The organism is Celeribacter baekdonensis B30 (assembly GCF_000299875.1).
Lineage (GTDB): Bacteria > Pseudomonadota > Alphaproteobacteria > Rhodobacterales > Rhodobacteraceae > Celeribacter > Celeribacter baekdonensis_A.
The window spans coordinates 74,703-86,377 of sequence record NZ_AMRK01000012.1; the positions used below are offsets into that span (position 1 = coordinate 74,703).

Sequence of the window (11,675 nt, forward strand, 5' to 3'; positions counted from 1 at the left end):
TCTATCGGTGGGACCGCGTTCTTTGATTCAGACATGGTAGCCCCGGTCGACTAGCGAGAGCGCCTCGGCGAACGGTTCTGTCCTGAAATTTCGCGGGCGGAGCACCAGACAACGGACGGGAAACGGACCTTCGTCGCGATCTGCACCAGATTTCCCAAGGCAAGCCGTCCACGCATACAATCCGGCACACAGTAGTCCCAACAGAATTGGCATCACGGCCAATGTGCCTTGGTATGTGCTTTCCATTTAATCTAACGGGCTATCTTGTGCCTCCAATTGGCTAGGCTTCAGACATCCAAAGCAGTGGGTATCGGGGGGCATACTTCTTGGTAAGCTACCAAAATATCTACTAATTTTTCCGATAGACATCAGTCCAACTGTCGTGTCTCCCAAGGTCCCCATACATTGATGTCGAGGCAATCAGCACACTCATAGCAACGGGGTAATTGATGGTCTCGTTTGGAAACCCAATAGGAGGAAATAAAAATGAAACTCTTTCTTATTCTCGCTTCAACAGCAGCTTTGGCCGTAGGGGCCGCTTCGGCCGATACCGTTCTGGGGACGGGGTCTTGGTCCGGTTCCGAAAGCGGCGCAGCCGTTTCGGGCTCCTCTGGTGCAGGTACATTCGGTGGCATCGCAGCAGCCTCCAACAGTTCCTCGATGGGCCTGTCCTCGACCGGTCAAGCGGTTGGCTATACCGGACTGGGCTTTGGGAGCGCAGGGTCGGGTTCGGCTTCTAGCACCACGGCAGTTGGCTCCGTGAACAACACGTCCACCAGCGGTTCGATCGGGTTCGGTGGCGCGAACGCATCTGGCGGCTACACGGGCTCCAATGGCAGCTCCAGCGGTGCCTTTGGCGGATTTGGCACCATGTTCTGATACTTGGTGTCAAAGCCTGACCGCTCACTGCGGTTTCAGGCGGCCGAAGTGGATATCCGAACGTTCCGCTTCGGCCTCATATTAAACCCTCTGCGTTCGGAGAGGAGAAATCTCATGTCTTATGCAAAGAAGGAAACATCCATCGAAACATTGGCAAAGGTCGCCATAATTTCCATGTCAGTGCTGTGGGCAACCTCTGCAGCCAGCCAGTCCAGCACAAGCTCGTCGACGTCAAGTTCGTCGAGTTCAGCGCAGGTGGACAGCAATGCGTCAGCAACCGTAACAAGCGGCAACTCCAATGCCCAGATTTATCTGGATCAAAGTACACCGGGCACGATCAGCACCCAAAACGCCTACAGCGGGTCGTATACGGTGCGCTCCGCACCAGCTGTGCAACCCCCCTCAATGGGGTCGGGTCATCCCTGCGCCTTATCCAACAGCATCGGAATATCCCTCATCGGTGGCGGAGCCGCGGGTGGGTTAAGTCGTGTCGACGAAGCCTGCCTCTTGGCCCAGATGGGACAGGGTCAGGCCGCTTTGATTATGATTGCACGCCGAGACTCCGAAGCCTGTTTTGCACTCCGACAGGTTGGGACCATTCCAGCCGGCAGTGTGTGTTCCGCGTCTGACCGCCGTTCCACGGTTCAAGCACGGCGCACGACGGTTTCCACAATGAATCAGCAGGCGACAACACGCACGACCCCGGCACCGATCTCGCGCTATGTGTCATGTTCAAAACGCTCGGATGGTAAAATTCTCGCCCGAAAACAAATGGGCGCTCCCTACACGAACGAACAGGTGGCTGCATACTGCCGCAGTCAGATAAACTGAATTTGCGGCATATGCGACTTTGAAATCTGGCCCTGCCTCGACCAACTCGCGGCAGGGCACCCGCTTTGGTTCAAAATACTTCCGCAAACATTCATGACATTCATTCGGGTCGGTCGTGGGATGCGTTAAGATGTTCCGCAGACACGCCTTTCCCACTGTTTTTTGCGAAGCGCAGCACCGTTGCAACGGCGCAGATGTCTGGCCGATAGCGAATATCAGGCCACAGGTGTGACGGATTAAATCCCTTGTGGGTCTCTTAGGATGACCGTCCGAACATCAGGTCTCGACATCACGGAAATCCACCGCATGAGCGAGAAAATACCGCGTGTAATCGTCGCGTACAGCCTCGGCGAGACGTTCGAAATAGCTGGCAAATGTTGGCACCATCATGAGATGGCGCGGCATAGCCAACACCATCTTCTGTGCAACGCAGCCTGTATCATAGAAGGCCACATCCTTATGAAGGCGGTCTGGCAGATTGCTGTGTAACGTCATGGACAGATGACACGTTCCAAGATTCGCGGCGACGATTTCGATCGCGCCCACATGCAGATCACTGGTAAAATAGGGCGCAGCTGATGCCAATCGCGATTTGTACCATGCATTGCTTTTTGCAGACCATTCATGTGGCGCTCTGACGGCGACGCGTTTCTTTAGGGCTTGCGGCAAGGGCGCAGAGATGCTGTTTGAGTTGATAATGTCGATGGCAAGTTTCGGGTCCACACTTTTCGGTACGGCCCACAAAATACGGTCTTCATAGAGCGTTTCGTATTTGAGGGATGTTGTTTCTCTCAAACCTTCCGTCATCACCATAAGCCCAATGCTGGCTTTTCGAATCGCGAGATATTCGAGAAGGGTGGTGCTGGAGTCAGCGAGTTCTATCGAAAACTCCGATATCCTCGGATCAGCATGTGCTTGGGCCGCAGCCAATCCCCATATGCGCCCGGCGTGCGATGGGATGGTTGCGAAGCTTATTTTGCATTGTTTCTGTCCAAACTGTTCACAATGACGACCTCTGCCCTCTTCGAGATCGGACAAAACAGTGCGGGCAGTGCTTGCCCAGAGTTCGCCAGCCCCTGTCAGAACCTCTGATCTCTGGCGATCTCGATGCACCAACTGTGTCCCAAGGTCGTCTTCCAGTTTTGCAAGCTGGGCCGAAACTGTCGGTTGCGACAACCCCAGAAGCTTTGCGGCTTTGCGTATTGATCCAGAGACCGCAATTGCATTCATGACCTCCAGTTGACGTATGGTGATTGCGTTTGAATAGTTCATCCCCCCCCCCGATTTCCAGCGACACCTTATAACGGCGACGTTTGTATTCGACTCGGCCACGGCAAGCGGCGATATAAATCGTCTTTTGCGCTTTTCGCTCATCCTGCCCCGATGCATTTTACATCCTACGAATGAAGCTTTTCTCCTGGACGCGCGTCAGTTCAGGATTTCCGTACAGTGACTAAGTGCTTTGACCAATTCCGGTCGCCATGTGACCGATATTGTCGTAGAAATTATTTAGATTTAACCTTGACGATCACAGACAATGTCATGCGAGGCGCGCCCGCCCAATCTGGCGCAGATGAGTTGCATTAACCTTTTTGACTGTGAAAACAGATTGCGGCCTCAGTCCGGTTCGTAACGCCAAGCTTACCCATGATGCGGTGAAGATGTAGTTTGATCGTATGAGCCGAGACGGAAAGTTCATTGGCGATCATTTTATTGGGGTGCCCCGACGCAACCAATTTGAGGACTTCGCGTTCCCGCGGAGTCAGTTTTGCAACCCCTCGGGCGCACACAACATCGCGTAGGCCATCAGGTGAAACGTCGTTTTGATGTTCCTCGATATAGTGCTGCGATACCCCGCTTTCCCCGTTGATTGAGTGCATTGCCCTCAACGCGCAAACAGGCAGGTAATGCGCACCGCAATCAATCAGACGGATCAACTGAACCCAAGCTGTCAAATTCAGATTCATAGGCAAAACACTTATCGCGTATTTTGATAGGCGCTCGCCCCACCGTCCCACCACATCTGTGGCACTCACATCATTGCGCACTGCAATGGCCAGTCTAATCCCTGGTGTCTGACGGCCTTGACGGTCCAGAAACGCCATGAGTTTCTCCGCATGACGTTCATCTACGATCAAAAGGCGTGTCATTTGCTGTTTGGGCTGAACAGGATGTGCAAAGACCAGATCCCAAGTCTCTATATCAGGAAAGCGAGACGCCCGAACTTCCTCAAACTCCGTTTCAATTGTCCTGAGGACAACCTCTGAAAATAACCTTTGCGACCCTATGAATGTGAATAAATCTTTTTGGCACATGTTTGACTGCACAACGACTTGCGCGACGTCCTGATCAGTTCCATTCGGTTCGTACATTTCAACCTCCCCTACTATTTCTCCAACTGTACAGGCGGCCGCCCCCTAAAACCAAACGCCGCATATCGCTGGACACCCATGTTAGTACACCATAGTTAGCAGAAAATTGACTGTCATTAATCTATGTCAAGCAATTGAAAACCCTATCACCTGCACAAAAGAACAACTTGTTTTTGGCATTTATTCGCATCTTTAGGCGCAACGTTTCAGCCCTTTGAGTGCTTTAAAACCTGCAAGTTTCACTCAACCCAATGATCGTAAAGGCTTATATCGGCAATTTATGAGGCCGCGTTCAGAGCTTGAGGAGAGGCAAGGCATATTAACCAAATGGCTAAATAACATTGGTTCCTAGATCAACTTTCGACACAAATTACTGGGATGCTGAGCATATGGCATGGTGCAGCCACAGCATCTACTCGTCCACCGACCGAAAAGATTGTGTGCCATGCCCCAGAACAGTTTGGGAGCATGGCACCATCCAGCCTCGATACCGCAAGCCTTTTAATGTGTCTGAGCTGCCCTGTACGTTATCGGCCCAAAAGGTGCATTCATGCCGAGATGTACCACAGTACTCGACGTCGGGGAGGGGCGTCGGGGATAGTCGCGTGCTCCTTAGACGCGCATGCAATCCATGCATAATTCCCTGACAATTCCGCATTCGGAAGGTGAAGGTCTTTTGGGAGAGCACCTTTTGTGATCTGGACGACCCAAATGGAGTGAAACGGATGAGCAGACAAACTCACACCAGAGACATGCGGCTTTCCGATGACTCACGTCCAATGCTGACATTGCGGTAGCGACACATGCCGGTCTGGCGCTGAAACACCGACACGCCCAGCAGCCAAACCCGCACGGCCCGCTTGGCCGGGCCGCCAATATGGGCATGATAATCCGCCGTCACATCGCGGCTTTCACTCTGCCATTCGCCCAAATCGGCAAGGCCGCTGCGTTGCACCAGATGTGTTTCAATCGCATCCCACCCCGGCAAGGGACAGCGAAACACATGACCGACAGGCAGTTGCGCGCTCCACAGATAGGTCAAATCCTGACCATCATCAAACTCGACCCCGATAGACAGGTAATCATGGGTCGTCATCTGATCTTCGGCCAAACGCGAGGGCAGTTCGTCCACCAGCCAATCCCAATCGAGCTTTAGCCCCTCCACCAGATCCATGTTCACATCGCGTTGCAAAATGGAAACGGTCTTGTGGGTGTGGCAGGCCATTTCGTCACCGTCCTGACGGAACACCCCCGCTTCTCCAAAATGGAAATGATTGTGCCAATTGGCCGGGGTCACATCCGGGAATTCGGCGCGCTGAAGCGCGTGTTGCACAGTGCCATCCACATCGCCTTGGGCCATCAGCCGTCGCAGCCCCGCAACCGGATCGGTTTTCCATGCAATCGCAATGCCCTCGACCCGACCATCGGCGGCGGAATAGGCCTCAAGCGGGATCGCAAGCGCGCCAGTGGCATCGGCAAGTTCACCCGCTGAGCGGGCGATTTCCAATGGCCCGTCCTGATCGGCAATCATCGTGCCGACATTTTCCATCGGGTTGAACAGCGCGCCCCCTGGGCTGCGCGCGAAAAAGACAAATCCCGGTTCCAGCCACAGATCAAGATCACGCGCCAGATACCATCGCCCACTCAGCAAGAATGTCACCGCCTGTCCGGCGCGCACATCCATGAGTTTGGTGTCCCAAGGCACTGTCGTCCCGGTCAGGACAAAGGGCGTGGCCTCGGCAATGGCCTCGCCACCTGCGGCCTCGACCAGCGCCAGCATCCGCCGCGCAAAATCGCCGTCGCTGTAACGGTCCGCCCATGCCGATGCGCTCAGGCCACCGGTGCCCGCGACAAAAGTTGACGCTCCTAGGCCACGCAATATGGCTCGGCGCGAAAGGTCCAATCCATGACAAGCACAAGGCATTTCTCTCTCCTCCTTTGGGGTTTGTCGGTCCCTGCTATCGCCCCGAAACCGAGGGCGGGTCATGCGCGTGTAAGAACTCTGTAAGATCAGACCCGGTGACCAAGACCAACGTCCAGCTTCTTTCATTTTGGGGCACGGTTAGATTTCTGAGCATGGTTCAGATCCCCAATCCGCAGCAATTCCGCCGCACATCCCCCTTGCTTGCACCGGTGGGGTTGCTCATCCTTTTGCCGATGATTGCGCTGGCTTTGTTGGGATTGCGCTATGTCGAAGCGGATAAGGCGGCGGTCGCCGAGGTGCAGCGGGCACAACAGCAGGTGAGCGCCGATGCGCTGGCGCAGGGGATGGTCTCCCATGCCACCGCGCGGGCTGACGCATTGATCGGCTCTGCCCGGACCCGGTTTGCGACAGATGGCCCGCAAGGCCTGCGCAATCTGTATCTGTCACAGCCGGAACTGGCATTGGTGGTTGTTTTTGATGCGGCAGGCACACGGGTCTTTCCCGAAACGCAAGAAGTGCCGCTGTTTGCCGAGGCGCATTACCTGCGCCTCGGGCGGACCCGGCTTGCCGAGGCACAAACAAAGGCGAAGGATCACAAAGATCATATTGTCTGGGTTGGCGCCTTGTCAGACGTTGAAACGCCAATTGTGGCGTGCCAAGTGCAAGATGGTATCACGGTTTGCCTGTTGCTCCATACTGCGCCTTTGCTGAAAATCGCCGCCTCTGAACCGCTCGAAACTCTTGGGACCGACACCACCCCGCCAGAGGGGATGGCAAGGGTGCGCGCGCCCCTCGCGGAGCCATATTCCGGCTTTGCCGTGGCGGTGGATTATCGGCCCATTCCAAGTCGCGGCTGGCGCGGGCTGGCCCTGATGCTTGGCCCCACCGTGTTGGGAACCGGTCTCGCGGCCTGGCTTTTGGTTCTGGCACAGCGGGCGGTCCTTGGCAGCGAACGGCGCAGGCGGCGTCTGCTTGCCGAGATGTCGCATGAATTGCGCACACCGCTTGCAAATCTGCGGCTTTATTCCGACATGTTGACGCGCCACAGCGAGGATGTGGTCCGGGTCCGCCGCTATGCACGGGTCATCGCGCAAGAAGCCACGCATCTGTCCGACATCGTTGATAACACCTTGATTGTCACGGTCAGGGGCGGTTCTCCCTGCCGCGCGCCCATCGTTGCAAAAGCGGATCAAGTGGTTGCCGCCGTCTTGGACCGGTACGGCCCGAGCCTGATTGCACAGACCCCACCACATCTGGACCTGCAAGCCGCCAAAGCGGTGCGCTTTGATCGGGATACCTTTGAGCGGGTGTTGGTGAATGTGCTGGACAATGCCCGCAAACACGTGCCCGGCACAGAACTGCGCATTACCACCCGGCTCACTGCGGATAGGCTGGTGCTGGACATTTGTGACACTGGCCCAATTTGTGACACGGGCCCAAAGCGTACGCCGCACCATGAGAATATGACCGGGTTTGGGTTGGGCTTAAACGCCTGCCACACCATGGCCGAACAGGCCGGCGGGCGCTTTCGCCCGCAGATTACACCAAAGGGCAGCCGTTTCACCCTTGAACTGCCACTCCATCCCGACTTTGCCGAGGCGCAATGCGTATCCTGATTGCCGAAGATAACAACGCCCTGCGTGAGGGCCTGTGCGATTTGCTGGCCGGGGATGGTCATGACTGTCATCCCGCCGCTGACGGTCTGACCGCCCGCGCGCTGTTTGATGCCGCGCCTTTTCCTGTGGTGATTTTGGATGTGGTGATGCCGGGCATGGATGGGCTCAGCCTGTGTCGCCACATCCGCAGCACTGCCCCTCACAGCCAGATCCTGATCCTCAGTGCCCGAGGCGAATGCTTTGACAGGGCTTTGGGCTTGGAATTGGGCGCGGATGACTATGTCGCCAAACCCTTTGATCCGGCAGAGCTGCGCGCCCGCATCAAGGGGATGGCACGGCGGGCAGGCGGGCCTCCGATCGGAGAAACACAGTTTCAGATGGATGATCTGTGGATCGACCCACTGCGCCTTACCGCGCGCCGTTCTGGTGAGGACAACATTCCGCTTAATCCGCGCGAGCTCGCCGTTTTGCGCCTACTCTACCGGCACGCTGGCATCCCGGTCAGTCGCAACACGCTTTTTGATGAATGTTGGGGTCGCGATTATTTCCCCAACAGCCGCGCGCTGGATCAATATATCTCTGCCTTGCGTCAGCGCATTGAGCGACAGCCAAGGCAGCCTCGCATCATCGAAACAGTGCGTGGGATCGGCTACCGATACCCGCGCTGACGCGGAATCTTACAAACTTCTTGCAGGACCATGACCAAGCGGCGCGGGCCCGCTTTAATCTGGCACGATCAAGCAAGAGGAGGTTCCCCAATGCGTTTCGCAACTGTTTTGACACTGGCCTGTGGTTTGGCTCATCCCATTCAGGCCGACAACCTTGGCACGCTCAACCCCGAAGAGGGCGGATTGAACAGTCTGGAGGCAAACATCGCCTTGCACCCGGATCGCATCGGGATGCTGTGCTGGATCGCCTATGAGATTCAAAAGGGGGGCGGAAAAGAGTCAAAACCCGCAGCAGAAGTAATGACAACCTGCGCGAAAAACGGGAATGCTCCCTCGATGATCATGCTGGCCCATGCTTATGAAAATGGTCTCGGGGTGGAAAAAGACCTGACACAAGCAACCTATTGGCTGCATGAAGCCGCCCAGACCGGATATTCCCTTGCTGAATATCACTACGGCATGGCGCTGTTCACAGGAAGCGGCACCACCAAAGACCATGCCGCCGCCCGTCTCTGGCTCAAACGAGCCGTCGAACATGGCAGCGATGCGGCCCGCGAAGCCCTGTCCCAGGTTGAATAACGCCTGGAAGGGCCCATCCCCTGGCCCGTTCCGCCTTGCGGCACATGTCGGGTTGGGCGCACGCGGCCTCAGTTGCCTGTTTCATCCGGAGACAGGGATGAGGGCGCGTGGCGTGTCCGTTTGTGTCTTGCGCCACTGCACCAACGAAAAGTGAGTGGCAGGGGAGGGGCGTGTCGAGATTCCGTTCAAGGCCGATCCCGGTGTTGATCACATAGTCCAACAATCGCACCTTTCATTTATTGGGATCGTGAAAACATATTGCCAGCGTCCGGGTGGGTTGGTCCCATGGCCTTTGACAATGGGATTGCTCATCGGCCCTCTCCTCTATGGATCTGGTGTGAACGGGCGAGAGCGGCGGGCCGCAACAGCCCGCCTGTTACGTTAAAGTGTGCGGGTCGAGAAATACCAGTCGACCGTCTCATAGCCTTCGCTGGCGCGGGCCATGGCCGCCTCGGGTGTTGCCGGGGTCGGCACGATCACCGGCTTGCCGGGGGTCCAGTTTTCGGGCATCGCGCATTTGTGTTCGTCTGCGGTCTGCATCGCCACCAACAAGCGATAGATTTCGTCCACCGAGCGCCCGGCATTCATCGGGTAATAGACCATCGCCCGCAGCACGCCTTCTGGGTCAATCAGGAAGGTTGCACGCACGGCGGCTGTGTCGGACGCTCCGGGCTGGATCATGCCGTAGGCTTGCGCCACCGCCATGTTCAAATCCGCGATGATGGGGAATTTGATCTCAACACCAAATTTTTCCTTGATGTTCAGCATCCAGGCGATGTGGCTGTAATGGCTGTCGATGGACAGGCCCAAAAGTTCGGTATTGCGCGCGGCAAAATCATCATGCTTCTTGGCGAACGCGATGAATTCGGTGGTGCAGACCGGGGTGAAATCGGCCGGGTGCGAGAACAGCACCAGCCACTTGCCGCGATAATCCGCAAGCGTTTTGCGGCCGTGCGTGGTGGGGGCGTCAAAGGCCGGTGCGGGTTCGTTCAAACGTGCGCCGGGGTGTTGGATTTGGTCGGTCATTTTTGCAGTCCTTCTGTGTATCGCCTTGATGACACAGAGATAGAGAATGGACAGATATAGGGGAAATCGAATATAACTACATCTGTCATAGGATTCTTCTATCAATGCCAACTCTTCGCCAATTGCGCTTTCTGACCGCCGTCGCCGAGACGCTGAATTTCTCGCGTGCGGCCGATCTGTGTTTTGTCACGCAGCCCACGCTCAGCGCGGGGATCAAAGAACTCGAAGACCGTTTGGGCGTGCCGTTGATTGAACGCACCCGGCGCAGCGTGATGTTGACCCCGCTGGGCGAAGAGATCGCCGACAGAGCACGGCGTCTGCTTTTGGATGCCACCGAGATCGAAACGCTGGCGCGTGCACATCAAAATCCATTCAAGGGCGATCTCAAACTTGGATCGATCCCGACGATTGGGCCCTATCTGTTGCCACCGGCCCTGCCTGCAATCCGCGACGCCTTTCCCGAATTGCGCGTCTACCTGCGCGAGGAGATGACCGAGAGCCTAATTGAGGGCCTCAATGCAGGGCGTCTTGATCTGATCCTGATCGCGCTGCCGTTTGAAACGGGGGCACTGGAAACTTTACCGCTGTTTGTCGACGGGTATCAACTGGCCACCCCTGCAGATTGGCCGGTGCCCAACGGAGCCGAGGCCCTCACCCAAAGCGGGCACCTCATGCTGCTTGAAAAAGGTCATTGCCTGCAACGTCATGCACTCGCGGCCTATCCCGGCCGCATCTTCGCGGCGCAGGACAGCTTTGCCGCGACCAGTCTCACGACATTGATCGCAATGGTGTCAGAAGGGTTGGGGATCACGCTTTTGCCAAATCTCGCGATTGAGGCCGGGGTGGTCGGCTTGCAAAAGATTCAACTGACACCACTCCCCGACGCTTGCCCCCGTCACGTGGTCCTCGCATGGCGCCCCGGATCGGCACGGCATGAACTCTTTGGCAAGCTTGGCGACATCTTGCGACGCGAAGGATGAAGATTGTCGGAGAAACTTTTGCACTCAGAGACGCTTTCGCACACTCGGCTCGCTGAATGCCCACCTCACTCACGAGTTGCCCACTGGTAAGATTTTCCCATGACTGTTTTCGAGCGGGATGTAAGATCATGCGTAGTATTACTGTAATGTTTGCGGGCATCATTGCCTTAGTCACGCTTTGTGTTTCGGCGTATCTTGGAGTTTCGCTATTCTGGATGTTCACAAGCTATCTTGCAGCTGGGTATGGCACGCTCGCGATAATCAGTGCTTACATGTATTTCACGAGAAAAGATTTTTGACCATTCACTTCCGGGCAACAATAATCTTGGTCATAGTCGGTCTCCTTTACGATGTGGTTCGTGCAAAAACCACTTTAGGGGCCTGAGACCCGGCTATGACCACCTACTGCGCTATTTGAGGGCTGCGCAGATGGCTATAGCCTCTCAATCAGCGTCATTCCAAAGGTGTTACGGCCCGGAATACATCAGTGGAAAGCTGATGGCTTGGGCCGAGAAACGCAACATCCGGCTCGCATACATCCAGCCGGGCAAGCCGCAACAAAACGCCTATATCGAGCGTTACAATCGCACGGTTCGCGGCGAATGGCTGGCCAATACATCTTTGAGACGATTGAGGAGGCACAAGATCAAGCAACTGAACGGCGCTGGACTTACAACAACAAGCGACCCAACATGGGCATCGGCGGCATGACACCCGCCATGAAATTGAAAACAGCCGGGCGAATTCTACGGCTGAACCCCATTCAAAATGGCGGGATTACCGAAAGAGGGGGGGGCAGC

Annotated in this window: 10 protein-coding genes and 1 pseudogene; 7 read left to right on the forward strand and 4 right to left on the reverse strand. The window is 56.0% G+C overall.

Annotated features, from left to right (window positions below; all coding sequences use genetic code 11):
- Positions 1 to 486 precede the first annotated feature (486 nt).
- Both B30_RS17525 and B30_RS22255 read left to right on the forward strand, forming a co-directional pair.
- Complete coding sequence (locus B30_RS17525) at positions 487 to 879, forward strand: hypothetical protein (RefSeq protein WP_009573500.1); 393 nt, start codon at positions 487 to 489, stop codon at positions 877 to 879.
- Positions 880 to 993: 114 nt separating this feature from the next.
- Positions 994 to 1,710, forward strand: coding sequence for a hypothetical protein (locus B30_RS22255; RefSeq protein WP_152001988.1), 717 nt, complete (start codon positions 994 to 996; stop codon positions 1,708 to 1,710).
- Positions 1,711 to 1,986: 276 nt separating this feature from the next.
- On the opposite strand, the gene B30_RS17535 is transcribed toward B30_RS22255, so the two are convergent.
- The 3 genes from B30_RS17535 to B30_RS17545 all read right to left on the reverse strand — a co-directional run bounded on the left by B30_RS17535 (position 1,987) and on the right by B30_RS17545 (position 5,961).
- Entirely contained in the window at positions 1,987 to 2,982 is a 996-nt protein-coding gene (locus B30_RS17535; protein WP_081583751.1) for a LysR family transcriptional regulator, read from the reverse strand.
- Positions 2,983 to 3,293: 311 nt separating this feature from the next.
- Positions 3,294 to 4,082, reverse strand: a complete 789-nt coding sequence (locus B30_RS21540) for a helix-turn-helix transcriptional regulator (RefSeq protein WP_009573502.1) — start codon at positions 4,080 to 4,082, stop codon at positions 3,294 to 3,296.
- Between the two features lie 739 nt (positions 4,083 to 4,821).
- Positions 4,822 to 5,961: a DUF3047 domain-containing protein gene (locus B30_RS17545; RefSeq protein WP_198430632.1), complete on the reverse strand. Its 1,140-nt coding sequence runs from the start codon at positions 5,959 to 5,961 to the stop codon at positions 4,822 to 4,824.
- 197 nt (positions 5,962 to 6,158) lie between these two features.
- Here B30_RS17545 and B30_RS17550 point away from each other — a divergent pair, with 197 nt between their 5' ends.
- The 3 genes from B30_RS17550 to B30_RS21545 all read left to right on the forward strand — a co-directional run bounded on the left by B30_RS17550 (position 6,159) and on the right by B30_RS21545 (position 8,869).
- Complete coding sequence (locus B30_RS17550) at positions 6,159 to 7,622, forward strand: sensor histidine kinase (protein ID WP_009573504.1); 1,464 nt, start codon at positions 6,159 to 6,161, stop codon at positions 7,620 to 7,622.
- Positions 7,610 to 8,290: a response regulator transcription factor gene (locus tag B30_RS17555; protein WP_009573505.1), complete on the forward strand. Its 681-nt coding sequence runs from the start codon at positions 7,610 to 7,612 to the stop codon at positions 8,288 to 8,290. Before B30_RS17550 ends, B30_RS17555 begins: the two co-directional genes overlap by 13 nt.
- Positions 8,291 to 8,380: 90 nt before the next feature.
- A complete protein-coding gene (locus B30_RS21545; RefSeq protein WP_009573506.1) occupies positions 8,381 to 8,869 on the forward strand; it encodes a tetratricopeptide repeat protein in 489 nt (162 codons plus the stop codon).
- 381 nt (positions 8,870 to 9,250) lie between these two features.
- Here the strand turns inward: B30_RS21545 and B30_RS17565 are convergent, their stop codons facing one another.
- Positions 9,251 to 9,895, reverse strand: a complete 645-nt coding sequence (locus B30_RS17565; protein WP_009573507.1) for a peroxiredoxin — start codon at positions 9,893 to 9,895, stop codon at positions 9,251 to 9,253.
- Positions 9,896 to 9,999: 104 nt separating this feature from the next.
- On the opposite strand from B30_RS17565, the gene B30_RS17570 reads away from it, so the two are divergent.
- Positions 10,000 to 10,875 (forward strand): LysR substrate-binding domain-containing protein, encoded by an 876-nt coding sequence (locus tag B30_RS17570; RefSeq protein WP_009573508.1) that lies wholly within the window; start codon positions 10,000 to 10,002, stop codon positions 10,873 to 10,875.
- A gap of 471 nt (positions 10,876 to 11,346) precedes the next feature.
- Positions 11,347 to 11,612: pseudogene (locus B30_RS21845) on the forward strand (integrase core domain-containing protein); the annotation flags it as partial.
- Positions 11,613 to 11,675: the final 63 nt, after the last annotated feature.

What these genes read in the sequence shown, in the direction of transcription:
- B30_RS17555 (WP_009573505.1), top strand. Translation starts at nt 7,610, where the DNA reads ATGCGTATCCTGATTGCCGAAGATAACAACGCCCTGCGTGAGGGCCTG.
- B30_RS17570 (WP_009573508.1), top strand. Translation starts at nt 10,000, where the DNA reads ATGCCAACTCTTCGCCAATTGCGCTTTCTGACCGCCGTCGCCGAGACG.
- B30_RS17525 (WP_009573500.1), top strand. Translation starts at nt 487, where the DNA reads ATGAAACTCTTTCTTATTCTCGCTTCAACAGCAGCTTTGGCCGTAGGG.
- B30_RS17550 (WP_009573504.1), top strand. Translation starts at nt 6,159, where the DNA reads ATGGTTCAGATCCCCAATCCGCAGCAATTCCGCCGCACATCCCCCTTG.
- B30_RS17565 (WP_009573507.1), bottom strand. Translation starts at nt 9,895, where the DNA reads ATGACCGACCAAATCCAACACCCCGGCGCACGTTTGAACGAACCCGCA.
- B30_RS17535 (WP_081583751.1), bottom strand. Translation starts at nt 2,982, where the DNA reads ATGAACTATTCAAACGCAATCACCATACGTCAACTGGAGGTCATGAAT.
- B30_RS21545 (WP_009573506.1), top strand. Translation starts at nt 8,381, where the DNA reads ATGCGTTTCGCAACTGTTTTGACACTGGCCTGTGGTTTGGCTCATCCC.
- B30_RS21540 (WP_009573502.1), bottom strand. Translation starts at nt 4,082, where the DNA reads ATGTACGAACCGAATGGAACTGATCAGGACGTCGCGCAAGTCGTTGTG.
- B30_RS22255 (WP_152001988.1), top strand. Translation starts at nt 994, where the DNA reads ATGTCTTATGCAAAGAAGGAAACATCCATCGAAACATTGGCAAAGGTC.